The following is a 13,180-nucleotide window of genomic DNA, read 5'->3' on the forward strand; positions in this document are numbered from 1 at the left end:
CGACGGTTGATCAGCGTTCCCGGCGAGCGGCCGTGCGCCCTTGGTGCGGCGCAGCAGACGCACCTGCCCCCGGGCCTTCGCGCTACGCACAGGCAGCGATTGCAGAGCGGGCCGCGAGCAGGGGCGGCTTTCTGCAGCTGGAGCCGCCGGACCGGGACTGCCAGGGACCAGGCGTGCGGCCGGCTTGGTCACGGCCTGAGATGCGAGGGCTCTGGTGGAGCCGCAGCCTGGAGGCGGGGGCTTCGAACGGCAGCCATTGTGCAGCGCCAGGCCCGACATGGGTGGCGCAGCCGTTTGGTGCCGCCAATACCGGGAGCAGACATGGCGAAACATCGGAAGTCCTCACAGCGGGGAACCAGTAAGGACCCCAGCAAGGGCATGCGGGACATGGGGCAGAAGGGACGCTCGCGTCGTCCGAGCGGTGGGAGAGATGCAGAGGCCCACACGGGGGTCGATCCCCAGAATCCCTGACGGGCCCGTTCGAGGGCGCCGACAGCCGGTTGGCTTGCGAGTGTGAGCTGAGAGCACGCGAAAAGCGCTTGATAGGGCTGCTGTTTCTTGGGGTGCCGCGGATGCGATCGTCGCCGACCGGACGTGCCATGAAAAGGCAGGTAGCAGCACGGCCGCCGGCATGCCAGGCGTGGGAGGTGCGGGGTACATGGCCCGTCCGGTGTGGAGTGGTTCCTTGACCTTCGGGCTGGTCACCCTGCCGGTCATGATGTATACGGCGACCGACAGCCACACGATTCACTTTCACCAGCTCCAGCGCGGTACATCCGACCGGATCCGCCATCAGCGGGTCAACGAACGCACCGGTGAGGAGGTCTCGGCCGACGACATCGTCAAGGCGTTCGATGCCGGCGACGAGTACGTACTGGTCGTGCTGGCCACCGCGCGGTACTGCTTCCACTTGCTGACGCACCGCTCGACGGCACTGCGGCGGCGGTACTGGGACTTGTCGAAGGCCGGAGGACGTCCGCCGGCCCGGACCTTCCGCCGGCGCTTGGCCCGCTGGTCATCGGGCTGGGCGATGGTCGCCTTGATCCCCCGCCGTCGCAGACAGGCACGGTTGTCGTAGCTGGAGTACGCCTTGTCACCGCGGACCCGATCCGGTCGGCTGCGTGGCCGCCCCGGTCCGTGCCGCCGGATCCGCAGGCACTCCAGCACAGGGATGAACATAGGGCTGTCGCCCTGCTGGCCTGGGGGGTCAGCCAGGTCAGCGGGCGGGCCCGGTCATCGGCCGGCAGATGGACTTTGCTGGTCAGTCCGCCTCGTGAGCGTCCCAGGGCCGCACGCCCATCGGCTTCCACACGCGAACCACCCCCTTTTACGGGAAGTCACGCGGCGGCCGGCGGCGGGCCCCGGCCGCGTGCTGATGAGCCCGGCCGGACGTGGAGTCGATGTTCACCGCCCATTCCCGTCGGCGGTGGCCGCTCTCCTCTTCGACAGCCTCAGCCAGTGCCCCGTCGGGGTCGACGACGCACCGGGCCAGACGCAGCCTGCCGGTCGGCGTCAGCGGGGCATTACGGTGGATCACGAGGGCCTCCTGCACTCGGCGGTAGATGTCGCAATCCCCACCGAGCCAGAAGGCCCTCACCTCGTTCAAGCACCCTGAAAGGTATGTCGCCCGTCACCAACGTGCCGGGACGGCACACCTAGTCCTGCGCACAAGCTGCCCCGCCGGGCAGCTCACCGCGTGCCACCTCCAGGACCGCTTTTCCGGAGACACGCCGCCCGCGGAGGGCCGCTGCGGCCTCGTCGAAGCGGTCCCAGGGTCCTTGCCAGCCAATCTCGATGGTGAGGGCGCCCTCAGCGGCCAGCTCAGCAAGAACGGCCAGGTCCGCGCCGGCATCACCGTCGATGACGAAGGAGGTCAGCGATTTGGCCGGGCCGACGGTCGCGTACGGCGGAAAGACCGCCGGCTCCCCGGATGTCCAGCCGACGCTCTGCACGCTGCCCCCGGGAGCGAGCAGGTTCCACGCCGCGACCAGTTGGGGGCCGCCGACGCTGTCGATGACGACGTCGACCGGTCGCTGAAGTCCTTCCAGGCCGATCAGCACCTCGTCGGCGCCCGCCTCGGCCAGTCCGTCCCCGCGGCCGGCCGAGCCCACGGACGCGATGACGTGGGCACCGGCCCGCGCTGCCAACTGGACGGCGAACCGGCCGACTCCGCCGGATGCGCCGGTGATCAGCACACTTTTGTCCGGTCCGAGCCCGGCGGCCCGCAGCGAGCGCAGTGCGGCCACTCCGGCGACCGGCAGAGCGACCGCGTGGGCCGGTGCCAGGCCTTTCGGTATCTCGGCGAGCGCACTCACGTCGATCGCGACGCGCTCGGCGAACGCCCCCGAGGTCAAAGCCACCACCTGGGTGCCCACCGCCGGGCCGGTTCCGTCGGCAGCGGCCTCAATGACCACTCCGGCGGCGTCCGAACCGAGCACCGCACCCACCGGGACCCGACCGGAGCGGGCGTCGTTGAGGTCACCGTAGTTCAACGAGGCGTGGGAGACGTCCACCAGATCATCGGCACCGGACTGCGCGAGGAGGCTCTGGCCGAACGACTCACCGCCTGCCTCCTCAGGGACGGCGAGTCCGATGCCGGGCTGTGCGACCCGTTCCCGTCCTGGGAGACGTACGGCATCGACGACTCCTGCGAGCACGACCACGAGCACGCGTCCGAGTACATCCACGCGGACTGACGCGAACGCGATCGCCGGCTCTATCGACCATGCCGGATCGGGTGCGCCCCGACGGCTTGATCGGTGTCAGGCCATCCAGAAGAAAACCGCGGTCATCCGCTTGTCCTCCAGGGTGCTGCCCCAATAGCCGGTGGCGCTGTGCATCAGGTTGGCGGTGTAGAGGAGCAGCCGGTTGTAGCGGTGCGGCACGCGCACGTCTTCGGTGAAGGAGTCGGGCGGGACGAAGCGCGTGCCGAGCGCGTCGACGAGGTTGTTGTGCGGTGCCGCCACCGTGTTCCCGCCGAGCCTGCCGCCCGGCAGGCTCTGGCGGTAGAAGCTGGTTCCGCACTGCTTCGGCACGTTCGGGTTGAGGTAGAGCACGGCGGCGTAGCGGCACAGGGAGCGGGAGTCGGTGTGAGGGCGCGGGCCGCACTCGTCCTTGCCGACGACCTGGATGCAGTTGTGGTTGAAGGTGCCGCCGCTCGGGGCCGTTTCCTGCCAGAGCCGCCGCGCCCCGGTCTTCTTCTTCACCAGCCCTTCGACGCGCGCCAGTTCCGCCGGTTCGAGCCCCGGCATCGTGCGCAGACCGGGCCAGCTCTCGGGCTTGTGGGGGTAGCCCTCGGCCCATTCGTCCCTGCTGAGGGTGCGGGCCCGCACGGCGTCGATGTCGGGCAGTACGTCGTCCAGGACCCAGTAGTCCCGGCCTGGTGTGGGTTTGCGGTACGGGAGGACAGGAAGCGCCGGGGGCCTCGGGGGGTGTGGGGGCATACGGCCGACCTTATGGACGGAATGCGTCAGGGCTCTGCCGAGGGCTGGTCAATCTTCCGTCAACTCCGGTTAACAAAGCGCATGTTCGCGGGGGCTTCACATCTCTCATGTGGCTTCCGCCTGCGTGTTGGCTCGGGGGCTTCGGAGCCGGGAAGGCCATGCGGTGAGGTCACGAGTGAGACCAGGAAGAGGGCGGCGATGACGAGGCTGATGGTGCCTCCGGCTGCCATGTCTCAGCTGATGGAACTCCAGGCCGATTACGCAGCCGCCGACACCGACACCGACGGCCACGGCCAGCGGTGCGGTGTGAGCTGCCGGGACCACTCGCCACAACCCCTCCGAACAACGGTGCAAGCCCACTCCACCGCAGCGCTGCCTGTCGACGCGATGGAGTTGACAGGTCTCGTTCATTGGAGAAACCGTGGTGTGGGAACCACCGGGGTGCTCAGCACCCACCGGACTGCACCGGCACCGCGGTAACGGCAGGACCGCACTCCCGGGTACTGCCTGTGCGCCTCACCCTGGAGGTTCGGCCATGGACTCACCTCTGCCCCCTTCGCCTCCTCCTGCGGCCTGGACCGGCGCGTCGCTGCAGCGCAGCCCCCTGTGGGGCCACCCGCTCACCGGGCGGCAGGTAGCCGAACTTACGGACGCACTGCACCGCTTCAAGAAGTCCGGCCACAGTTACCGCACGGTGGCCGACCATGGGATCGACAGGTCGATGCTCCCGCTGGAGGGCAGTGTCGCGGAACTTCTCGACCGTGTCCGGACCGAGCTGGAGGACGGCACCGGCGCGGTCATGCTGAAGAACCTCCCCGTGGACGAGTTCGACGAGCAAGACACGGCCGTCCTGCACGCAGGGATCAGCGCCCATATCGGCCACCTGGTCCGCCAGGCGGGCGGAAGGGTCCGGTCGCAGAGCAGGGGCCACGGCAGGTTCCTCGGCAAGGTCACTGCCGAGATGAGCGGCAGCGTGCCCCTGCACGGAAAACAGAGCGACAACAGGTTCCTGCTGCACACCGACGTGTGCGACGCGATCAGCCTGCTGTGCGTCAGGAACTCAAGCCGCGACTTCGAGGACGGCGGGAGCATCGTGGCCAGCGCCATCGCCATCCACGAGGTGATGCGCGAGGAGAGCCCCGTGCTCGCCCAGGAGCTGTTCAAGCCGCTGCCGCGGCTGTGGACCACCAGCAAGGATCTCCACTGCAGCATGCCCGTATGGAAGTTCTACGGGCAGGGCCTGTTCACCACCCAGCTCACCCCGGTCTACACCGAGCTCTCCCAACTGCTCCCACAAACGCCCACCATCACCAGAGAGCAAGTCCAGGCACTGCGCGAGCTCCAGGAGACCGGGTACCGCATCGGACTCAAGTTCTGCCTGGAGCCCGGCGACTGCTACTTCCTGAACAACCACCTCGCCTACCACGGCCGCACCGCATGGAGACACACCGAAGGCCGGCCGAGCCCGCGGGTGCTGCTGCGCACCTGGATCTCTCCCTACAACAGCCGGCCGCTGCCAAACGAGCCGCCCTACCGCGAGCTGTGGGGCACCACCACCGCCGGGACACCCCGCGGCAGGGCGCACGAGGTCACCGACGACCCGCAGGCGCTGGAGGCGCTGGACGACGTCAACGCGCGCATCGAAGGGCTGACCTCCGGGGGCGGGTACAACTACTACGATCTGTACGCCGACTACGGAAAGTTCATGTCCGCCATGGGCAGGACTCCGATGAGCGACGCGTCCTGAGCAATATCCCGCATGGGTCTCGACGGTATTCGCCCGGACTGCGCTGGGAGCGCCAACCGCCGGGGTCTGGTGCGCGGCAGCGCCTCTGCCTCCGGATCCGCCGTCGTCGCCGGAATCCTGTGGTGGATGCAACGCTGATGCCCTGATGCCCTGATGCCCTGATGCCCTGATGCCCTGATGCCCCGATGCCCTGCTGGCCGCGTTGGCGGCGTCGACAATGCGTCGCCAACACCCCACCAGCATCGGTAGGTTCAGACGGCCGTCATTCTGCTGATCACGATGAGGGACAACCCCGAACGTCTGGGCAGTGAGGCGTCCTTCGCGGCGCTGCGCGGGGTCAGCCCCGTAGAACGCTCCACGCGCACTCGGCACTACCGTCGCTTCAACCGCGGCGGCGACCGGCAGGACAACGCTGCCCTCCACCGGATCGTGCAGACCCGCCTGCGCTTCGACCCGCGCAACCCAGGACTACTGTGAGCGCCGCACCAAGGAGGGCAAAACCCGACGCGAGATCGTCCGATGCCTCAAACGCTACGCCGCCCGCGAGGTGTTCCACCTGGCCAGGCCCACACAGCCATGCCCCCTCATAAGGGCAGTGTCAGAGATGAGAAGCCCCCGTCGGCTGCTGCCGGCGGGGGCTCCTGTGGTTTGGGGGCGGGCCCGGTGGATGGTGGTTGACGCGGCCTTGCTGCGACGCCAGGCAGGTCCTATGGCGAGTTGTGGCCGTCGGGTCGGGATGACAGGTTCCGGCACGCCGATGGTGAGGCGCCGTGATGCGGCTGCGGATGCCCTTAGAGGGTTATCGGGTCCTGAAGCGGCGGAAGAGGTTTCGGGCCACGTACACCCCCGGGCCGCCGAAGCCGACGATGTCGACGCGCCCGTCCCCGGTGATGTCGGCGAGGAAGCGGGGGTGGCGGTCGACCCGCCAGCCGCCTGCGTCCTCGTTGTACCCGAAGCTGCGGCACACCAGCTGGGCCTGCTCGAACCGGCTGCCGCCGCGGCCGTGTGACACCCAGACCCCCTCGTCGCCGAAGCCGACGATGTCCGGGGTGCCGTCGCCGGTGACATCGGCGACGATTCGAAGGTGCTTCTTGCCCGTCCACCCCTGGGCGAGCCCGAAATCGTTCAGGACGAGTTTCGAGGGCTCGAACGTGCCGTCGCCGCGCCCGCGTGAGACGACGACGCCCTGTGGGCCGAACCCGACGATGTCCAGTGCTCCGTCACTGGTGGTCCTGACCAGGAACCGGGGGTGCTCCTCGACCGAGCTCCACCCCTGGTCGGTCCCGAAGTCGTCGAGGACGTGCAGAGGGCCGGCGAACTTTCCGTGCTCGTCCTGGATCGATACCCAGACGCCGTCGTCGTGGCAGCCGACGATGTCGAGCCGGCCGTCGCCGGTGGTGTCGGCGAGGAAGCGGGGGTGCTTGTCGGCCAGCCACCCGCCGGCCTCCTTGCCGTGTCCGAACGCCTTGAGGACCAGCTTGCCGCCCGCGGGCGTGAACGTCCCGCCCGCGTCCTGAGAGGACACCCGGACACCGTCGGCGGACAGCACGACGACGTCGGGCTTGCTGTCGCCCGTCGTGTCCACGAGGGTCCACAGGTCCGCGGGACTCGCGGAGGGCGCGGGCTGGTGCAGGACGCGTTCGTCGTCGTCGAATGTCCCGTCGCCTCTGCTGGACGACGTCACAGCCCCCTTCGCGGGTTTGAGTCCTACGATGTCCCTTCGCCCTGTTCCCGTGGTGTCGGCGAGGAACCGGTCACCGAGTCCGGCCCACCAGCCTGGTTGCCCGCTGGGAGAGCGGTTGGCCCCGCCGCTCTTCCAGCCGCCGGCGTCCTGGTCGCTGCCGAACCGCTTGAGGACCAGCAGAATGTCGCTGAAGGACGGCGTCGCGTCGGGTGTCGGCCGCAGCGCGGTCGAGCGGGCCAGCCGCCAGGACCGGCGGCCGTTCCAGTGGCTCAGTGGTGCCCATCGCAGCATGAGGTCGCTGGTGCGCTCGGGCTCGGCCGTGACGAACCGCCAGCGCTGGCTCTTCGCGCTGTCGTCGTACTCGCGCAGGACGATCCGGGTGTCGTCCTCGCCGGGGTCGGCGAGGTCGAGAACGGCTCCGTCGGTCGCGCCCCTGATGGAGTAGAGGCCAGCTTCGCCCTCAATGGGGACGAGGCGCCACTGCTGGCTCTTCTTGCCGGCGGTGGCGTCCGACTGGCGGACGCCGCGGTCTGCGGCGCCGGGGTTGTCGAGCACCTTGCCGTTGGCCGCGTTGCGGATTACATATGCCTGGTCGGCTTGTGTTTGCCCGCCTTGCGCGGCCTGCACAGGAGTGAGCTGCCACTGCTCCGGGTTCGGGCCGTCATCGGGGAAGTCGCGGACGACGAGCGTCCCGTCCGCGCTCGGCGCGGCTTTGGTGCCCAGGGTCTTCCCCGTGGCGGCGTTGACGATCTCCAGCTTCAGTTCTTCGGTGGGCACGGCCATCGTGGTGCCTCTTCCAGGCGGTTGGGGCGTTGGCTCGGGACGGTTGTGGTGCGGCGGTGGCCGCGGATCACGTGAAGACGTGGTGGTACGGCACGTTCCACTCGCTGGGCAGCCGCGGGTAGAACGTGTTGATGACCGTCCCGGTGAAGTCCCCGCCCCAGTTGTAGGTGAGACGCACCTCGCTGTTGGCCGCCACCGCGTAATCCTTGAACCCGAGGATGGCGTCGGGGTGGGTGATCGGCACGAACGTGATCCCGCCCCACGGCGTCACCGTGACGACCCAGAGCTGGGTGTCCTCGAACGCGCCGTTCTTCCCGCGCCACTTGTCGCCCACCTTGTCGGGCAGGCCGACCTGGACGGTGTCGGCGGGGCTGCTCTGGGGGGCATCCTGGTGGACGGTGATGCGCCTGCGCTGCGGCTTCGGCGCGCCGTCGTCGCCGCGCCCGGAGTCGGCGTCGCCCGTGCCGGCGGGTTTGGGCGACACCTGGCCCGCGGCGCTCTCGACGAAGTACAGCGGCCGCTGCCCGAAGAAGCCACCGGGGGTGATGTACCAGAGGTGGCCCTGCGCCTCCTTGGTGGCCGGGTCGAGCGCCGTGGCCAGCTTGGCCCCCTTGTCGTGGCTGTCCTTGTCCAGCTCGGCCGGCCGCAGGTAGCCGCCGTTGAAGGCGTGGACGAGCATGACCGGCCGATTCTCGACCAGTGCTGCCACGATTGCGTTGTCATAGCTGTTCACCGCTACCGGGCCGCCGACCACCAAATTCGACATCGTTGTGCGTTCTTGGGTGTACATCGCGGAAACCTCACCTGTTCTGAATGTGGAGGACAACGCGTCGGGCACTCAATGCACTGGCCTAAAACGCGGCATTACCGCAAGCCTGATCACCTTCGTTCGAAACGAATTCGAAAACGAATGGATTACCGATTCGGATGCCCCCACCCACGGCAACGGCCGAGGCTGCAACACCCGCAGGCGGGACTATCGAAAAGTCATCGACCGAGTGACCGACGGTGCTTCAACATGCCGTAGCCTTCAGCAAGTTGGGGGCATGGTCAACGGCCGGTGACCTTAATCAGCCAACTGCAGCGTGATGTACGGGGGCACCTTTCCGGGCAATGTGGCTCGTGATAACTTCGCTTGCCGGAACGTGCGCAATCTGTTTTTCCACTTCACCGAGCATGGTTCGACCAGAATCAGTCGAGGATGGGGAATGCCTTCCACTGCATACAACCTGGAACATGCCAAGCGCCAACCGCTGACGAAGAAGAACCTCCGAGAACTCGACATCGAGCAGAATTGGCAGTCCATCCTGGACCATCCCAACCTGGTCTACGTCGACGACTACGGTGTGCGGCACAAGCCCGTCGGGTTCTCCGTGAACAAGTCGAGCTTCGGCGCCTTCCCCGGGACTGCGTCTGAGCTGGGCTGGCTCGCCTACATGAACCTCGGGGAGCCGCTGATCGAGGAGCGAGGCAACATCACCCAGCCCCCGCCCGACATGTTCTCCTCGCGCACCTACGCCAACCGCAGCAAGGACTCCAAGATGACCTTCACCGACTCGGTTGATTTCACCGTGTCGAACGCGGTCACGTGGTCGCTCCAGGGACAGACCCAGCTCACCTTCGGCGGCAGCGTCAGCGCGCAGCTCCAGCTGCAGCTGCAGAACCAGCTCAAGATGGACCTCCAGAAGCAGCTTCAGAACGAGGTGGCGAGCAAGAACACGAACACGGTGACCAACAAGAACAGCCCCAACAGCACCGGGGTGGACAACGCCAACGCCACCGAGGCGAGCGTGAGGAACGCGGCGACGAACTCTGTGACGGACTCGGTGGCGTTCACGACCCAGGGCACCGCCACCGGCACCGCCACGCTCAACGCCCAGTTGATGCTGGGCATCACGGCCTCCGTCGGCGGCTCCCTGACCACCACCTGGAACTCGAAATCGCAGATCTCCGGCGATGTCCCTCCGGACTCCCGCGTGCAGACCATGGTCACGCAGCGGCGTACTCGCAAGCAGTACAGCTACGAGATCCCGGTGACCTTCTCCGGGTTGATCGCGGTGAAGTACGACGTGCCGGTGGCGGTTCTGTCTCCCCCTCAGTCCGGGGACTACCCCGGCCTCGAGCAGGTGGTCGCCCGTGACATCGGCGACATCGACCTGGCGGGCGGCGGCTTCCGCATGAAGGGACTGGCCGAGGTCGTCTCCGCCCTGGAGGTCGACCACACGATGTTCGACGGCGAGAGCCTGGCCGACAGCCAACGAACGCTGTACAAGCAGCCTTGACCGGCGGGCGGCGCCGCCACGACGACGACCAGGGATGACGACCATGGTGTTCGACAACATCTTCGGCTTCGCGGGCACGAGCGCGGGGCTCTTCTCCGTGACCACCGACAGCGACAAGCCGCAGCCGGGTGCAGGCGTCGACTTCGAGGACGCCGACGACGACACATACGACGACACGAGCACGAGCCTGTTCAACAGCGCCATCCACGGGGCTTCCTCCCGCGCCAAGGTCGTGCAGGAGCAGTCGCCCGAAGCGCGGGCCGTCCTGGGCTTCCTCGGCTCCTTCATCCAGACCACGCAGGCGTCGGCCGGTGCGCAGGCCAAGTACGCCGGAACTCCCAGCTCGGTGTCCACAGCGGCGGCCGACCGCATGAACGCGTCGAGTCCGACGGTGACGGAACACAGCGGCCTTCAGAAGGACGAGGACCTGGAGAACAGGTCGAAGAGGAGCGATTGCACCAAGGCTCCCGAAGCACCAAAGGCCCCCGAAGCACCCAAGGCAACCGCCGAGAAGCCGTCCCGTTACCAGTAGTGCCTGGGGTCTGGAATCAGTTGACAACTGACTGTAGGAGGCGGTCGGTGGGCGAAGGGGATGACGATGAGCACTGCCCACGCGGCAACCACAGGTGACGAGCGCTCCGCCTCTCCGATCAGCACGGTCGCGGGGACCGAGGTCGCGGGATTCGGCGGGGTCAATGGCCCTGCTGTCTCGGCCCAGTTGAACTGCCGGGTGAGGTGACGGTGGACCGCTCAGCCGCTGTCTACGTCGCCGATGCCGGCAACCACCGGGTCCGGAATGTCACGGCCGATGGGGAGATCAGCACGGTCGTCGGCACAGGCACCGCGGGTTTCGGCGGTGCTGACGTTCCGGCCGCTTCGGCCCAGCTGAACAAGCCGTTCGGGCTCGCTGCGGACTGCGTCGACACCCTCTACATCGCCGACCGCGGCCGGGGTCGGCGGCGACTGGTTCGACGTCATTCCCTTGCCGGGCGCCCGTGTCGCCCTCGATGTCGGCGACGTCGTAGGTCACGGGCTGGACGCCGCCGTCACCATGGGGCGGCGCCGGGCCGCAGGGGCCGGCCGGGCAGGCCGAGCAGGGCGGGCGGCTGCGCACCGCCATCCACAACTTCTCCTCCCTCGACCTCCCGCCCGACGAACTCCTCAGCCAAATCGATGAGTTGGTCACCCGCATCGACCAGGGCGGAGCATCGGCCGACCCGGCAGCCGCCATCACCGGCGCCACCTGCCTGTGCGCCCTCTACGACCCCGCCTCCCGCACCTGCGCCGTGGCCCGCGCCGGCCACATTCTGCCCGCGCCGAATCGGCGCTCCAGCTTCTTGATGGCACAGCCGCTCATCGTCATCACCGGCGCCGGTTCGGGCATCGGCGCGGCTACCGCACGCGCCTTCGCCGGCCGCGGTTCGGCCTCTTCTGGCGCAGCACACTAGGGCCTGTCCGGCGGATCAGGTCAGGCGCAGGTCGATCCAGGGCACGGTGTCACCCTCGCGCAGCAGATAGCGTTCGAACTCGACGAAGCCTTGCTGTTCGGCGAAGTGCAGCCCATCCGGGTTGCTGGCCAGCACCACCGTCTCGACGGCCTGAGCACCCAACGCGCGGGCCTGGCCCAGGGCGCGCTCGTAGAGTCGGGTGCCGAGGCCGCGGCGGCGATACTCGGGCAGCACGCGGGCGATGACCGTGGCGGTGGCGCCGTTGTCCTTGGTGGGTGGGCGCACGGTGGTACAGCCGACCAGGGCGTCGCCGAGATAGGCGACCTCCATACGGTTGCGGCCGGTGCGGTCACGGACGTCGTCGAAGGACAGCACGTCGCCAGGGATGATCAAGTTGTGGACGTACTGCCAATCGTGGATCGAGGCGTCGTCGCCCACCGCTTGGATGCGCAGGTCGGTCATCGGCCCAGCAAACCGGTGCGCGCCATGATGCGTCAACTGCGATTGCCGTGCAGGGAACGCAGGTCAGGGCCGCTGGCGGCGGGTCGAGGTCGGGACTGGGGCTTGTCCGGCGAGTCATGGGCGAAGCCAGAGTCGGATGGCGGCAAGGGTGACCGTGCCGTGGAAGACGTAGGCCCTCTTGTCGTATCTGGTGGCCACGGCGCGGGAGTTCTTGAGCGCCCAGATGGTTCGCTCAACTTCGTTCCTGCGCTTGTAGATCGTCTTGTCGAAGCCGGTAGGCCGTCCACCCTTGCTGCCGCGGCGCCGACGGTTGGCTCGCTGGTTCCTCGGTTCGGGAATGGTGTGCTTGATCTGGCGTCGTCGCAGGTAGCGGCGGTTACGGCGGGAGGAGTATGCCTTATCGCCGCCGAGATGGTCCGGTCGGGTGCGCGGGCGCCCACCGCCGTGCCGGCCGACACGAATTCGTTCCATGACGGGAATGAGCTGCGGGGCGTCGCCCCACTGGCCCGGGGTGATCAGCAGGGCCAGAGGACGGCGTCCGCCTTCACCGGCGAGGTGAACCTTGCAGGTGAGGCCGCCCCGGGAGCGTCCGAGTCCCTCGTCGGGGCGGTGCTGCCGGGGCGTGCGTCTTTTCCCAGCAGCCGCGGTGGTTTCTTGCGTGCTCCGGCGGCGTGCTGGTGAGCCCGGCAGGTGGTGGAGTCCACGCTCACCATGGACCAGTCGATGCGGCCCTCGGCATCCGCGTCGGCCAGGACGGCCGCGAAGATGCTGTCCCACGTGCCGTCCGCCGACAAGCGTCTGTGCCTCTCGTACACGGTCTTCCACTTGCCGAACCGCGCGGGCAGATCCCGCCACGGCACCCCAGTCCGGTTCCGGTACAGGATCCCGTTGATGATCCTGCGGTGACTGGCCCAACGTCCACCGCGCTGCCCGGACTTGGGCAGATGCGGCTTCAGCCGGGCCCATTCCTCGCTCGTGAGATCTCCCCACCCCATGGACATGCCAACGCGTCGGAACGCGAGAAGTCACATGATCCGCCGGACAGGCCCTAGTCAACCCGCTTGTCGGCAACGACGGTGTCGGCTCGACTTGGGGTGCGGCATGTCTCGCAGACGGTGGTGATCCAGGTGCGGTGAGGTCGCCGTACCCCTGCCCCACCACCCACCGCGGCTGCGCCACGAGGCGGGAGCAGGCGCCGAATGCACGAGCACGCGAAGAAAGTTCGGCGTCCCTACCAACCTCGCCATATGGGATCTCCCGACCCTCTGCCCGGCAAAATCGCAGGTGCTCCACCCTGCATCCCGTGCTGGCCACGGGAACCGGGACCGTGG

Annotated in this window: 12 protein-coding genes and 4 pseudogenes; 8 read left to right on the forward strand and 8 right to left on the reverse strand. The window is 68.1% G+C overall.

What is annotated here, in order from left to right:
* Positions 1 to 658: 658 nt before the first annotated feature.
* A pseudogene (locus ADL29_RS40810) lies at positions 659 to 868 on the forward strand (Ku protein); the annotation flags it as partial.
* On the opposite strand, the gene ADL29_RS46530 reads toward ADL29_RS40810, so the two are convergent.
* The 3 genes and pseudogenes from ADL29_RS46530 to ADL29_RS11975 all read right to left on the reverse strand — a co-directional run bounded on the left by ADL29_RS46530 (position 793) and on the right by ADL29_RS11975 (position 2,513).
* Positions 793 to 1,179: a transposase gene (locus ADL29_RS46530; RefSeq protein WP_078970943.1), complete on the reverse strand. Its 387-nt coding sequence runs from the start codon at positions 1,177 to 1,179 to the stop codon at positions 793 to 795. The pseudogene ADL29_RS40810 and the gene ADL29_RS46530 overlap by 76 nt on opposite strands.
* Positions 1,180 to 1,441: 262 nt before the next feature.
* Positions 1,442 to 1,537 (reverse strand): annotated as a pseudogene (locus tag ADL29_RS46535) (IS481 family transposase); the annotation flags it as partial.
* 118 nt (positions 1,538 to 1,655) lie between these two features.
* Positions 1,656 to 2,513 carry a zinc-binding dehydrogenase gene (locus ADL29_RS11975; protein ID WP_245689339.1) on the reverse strand — a complete coding sequence of 286 codons (858 nt, stop codon included), beginning with the start codon at positions 2,511 to 2,513 and terminating at the stop codon, positions 1,656 to 1,658.
* Between ADL29_RS11975 and ADL29_RS44060 the strand changes: the two genes are divergently transcribed.
* Complete coding sequence (locus ADL29_RS44060; protein ID WP_169795218.1) at positions 2,499 to 2,696, forward strand: hypothetical protein; 198 nt, start codon at positions 2,499 to 2,501, stop codon at positions 2,694 to 2,696. The genes ADL29_RS11975 and ADL29_RS44060 overlap by 15 nt on opposite strands.
* Positions 2,697 to 2,762: 66 nt before the next feature.
* Here ADL29_RS44060 and ADL29_RS11980 read toward each other — a convergent pair whose 3' ends face one another.
* On the reverse strand, positions 2,763 to 3,443 hold the full coding sequence (locus tag ADL29_RS11980; protein WP_053923652.1) for a DUF6445 family protein: 681 nt from the start codon (positions 3,441 to 3,443) through the stop codon (positions 2,763 to 2,765).
* A 535-nt stretch (positions 3,444 to 3,978) separates the two neighbouring features.
* On the opposite strand from ADL29_RS11980, the gene ADL29_RS11985 reads away from it, so the two are divergent.
* Together ADL29_RS11985 and ADL29_RS46540 are read left to right on the forward strand one after the other, a co-directional pair.
* Positions 3,979 to 5,190 carry a TauD/TfdA family dioxygenase gene (locus ADL29_RS11985; RefSeq protein WP_053923653.1) on the forward strand — a complete coding sequence of 404 codons (1,212 nt, stop codon included), beginning with the start codon at positions 3,979 to 3,981 and terminating at the stop codon, positions 5,188 to 5,190.
* A gap of 255 nt (positions 5,191 to 5,445) precedes the next feature.
* A pseudogene (locus ADL29_RS46540) lies at positions 5,446 to 5,773 on the forward strand (transposase); the annotation flags it as partial.
* A gap of 216 nt (positions 5,774 to 5,989) precedes the next feature.
* On the opposite strand, the gene ADL29_RS11995 reads toward ADL29_RS46540, so the two are convergent.
* Positions 5,990 to 7,657 (reverse strand): RICIN domain-containing protein, encoded by a 1,668-nt coding sequence (locus ADL29_RS11995; RefSeq protein WP_053923654.1) that lies wholly within the window; start codon positions 7,655 to 7,657, stop codon positions 5,990 to 5,992.
* Between the two features lie 67 nt (positions 7,658 to 7,724).
* The gene (locus tag ADL29_RS12000; protein WP_053923655.1) at positions 7,725 to 8,447 is read right to left on the reverse strand and encodes a hypothetical protein; all 723 of its coding nucleotides are present in this window, start codon (positions 8,445 to 8,447) and stop codon (positions 7,725 to 7,727) included.
* On the opposite strand from ADL29_RS12000, the gene ADL29_RS43430 reads away from it, so the two are divergent.
* From ADL29_RS43430 to ADL29_RS44500, 4 genes and pseudogenes are all read left to right on the forward strand, one after another.
* Positions 8,440 to 8,721 (forward strand): hypothetical protein, encoded by a 282-nt coding sequence (locus ADL29_RS43430; protein ID WP_157878470.1) that lies wholly within the window; start codon positions 8,440 to 8,442, stop codon positions 8,719 to 8,721. The two genes, ADL29_RS12000 and ADL29_RS43430, sit on opposite strands and share 8 nt — an antisense overlap.
* Before the next feature lie 144 nt (positions 8,722 to 8,865).
* A complete protein-coding gene (locus ADL29_RS12005) occupies positions 8,866 to 9,939 on the forward strand; it encodes a hypothetical protein (protein WP_053923656.1) in 1,074 nt (357 codons plus the stop codon).
* A gap of 43 nt (positions 9,940 to 9,982) precedes the next feature.
* Positions 9,983 to 10,471, forward strand: coding sequence for a hypothetical protein (locus ADL29_RS12010; RefSeq protein WP_053923794.1), 489 nt, complete (start codon positions 9,983 to 9,985; stop codon positions 10,469 to 10,471).
* A gap of 405 nt (positions 10,472 to 10,876) precedes the next feature.
* A pseudogene (locus ADL29_RS44500) lies at positions 10,877 to 11,255 on the forward strand (PP2C family protein-serine/threonine phosphatase); the annotation flags it as partial.
* A gap of 147 nt (positions 11,256 to 11,402) precedes the next feature.
* Here ADL29_RS44500 and ADL29_RS12025 read toward each other — a convergent pair.
* Together ADL29_RS12025 and ADL29_RS40825 are read right to left on the reverse strand one after the other, a co-directional pair.
* Complete coding sequence (locus tag ADL29_RS12025) at positions 11,403 to 11,849, reverse strand: GNAT family N-acetyltransferase (protein ID WP_053923659.1); 447 nt, start codon at positions 11,847 to 11,849, stop codon at positions 11,403 to 11,405.
* 114 nt (positions 11,850 to 11,963) lie between these two features.
* Positions 11,964 to 12,844, reverse strand: a protein-coding gene (locus ADL29_RS40825; RefSeq protein WP_107094951.1) for an IS5 family transposase whose coding sequence is annotated in 2 segments (ribosomal slippage) — positions 11,964 to 12,487 and positions 12,487 to 12,844 — 882 coding nt in all. Because the reading frame shifts where the segments join, the coding sequence is not laid out codon by codon here.
* Positions 12,845 to 13,180 lie beyond the last annotated feature (336 nt).

The sequence above is a fragment of the Streptomyces chattanoogensis genome (assembly GCF_001294335.1).
Classification (GTDB): Bacteria; Actinomycetota; Actinomycetes; order Streptomycetales; family Streptomycetaceae; genus Streptomyces; species Streptomyces chattanoogensis.

What these genes read in the sequence shown, in the direction of transcription:
- ADL29_RS12025 (WP_053923659.1), bottom strand. Translation starts at nt 11,849, where the DNA reads ATGACCGACCTGCGCATCCAAGCGGTGGGCGACGACGCCTCGATCCAC.
- ADL29_RS12000 (WP_053923655.1), bottom strand. Translation starts at nt 8,447, where the DNA reads ATGTACACCCAAGAACGCACAACGATGTCGAATTTGGTGGTCGGCGGC.
- ADL29_RS11985 (WP_053923653.1), top strand. Translation starts at nt 3,979, where the DNA reads ATGGACTCACCTCTGCCCCCTTCGCCTCCTCCTGCGGCCTGGACCGGC.
- ADL29_RS11995 (WP_053923654.1), bottom strand. Translation starts at nt 7,657, where the DNA reads ATGGCCGTGCCCACCGAAGAACTGAAGCTGGAGATCGTCAACGCCGCC.
- ADL29_RS46530 (WP_078970943.1), bottom strand. Translation starts at nt 1,179, where the DNA reads ATGTTCATCCCTGTGCTGGAGTGCCTGCGGATCCGGCGGCACGGACCG.
- ADL29_RS12010 (WP_053923794.1), top strand. Translation starts at nt 9,983, where the DNA reads ATGGTGTTCGACAACATCTTCGGCTTCGCGGGCACGAGCGCGGGGCTC.
- ADL29_RS11980 (WP_053923652.1), bottom strand. Translation starts at nt 3,443, where the DNA reads ATGCCCCCACACCCCCCGAGGCCCCCGGCGCTTCCTGTCCTCCCGTAC.
- ADL29_RS12005 (WP_053923656.1), top strand. Translation starts at nt 8,866, where the DNA reads ATGCCTTCCACTGCATACAACCTGGAACATGCCAAGCGCCAACCGCTG.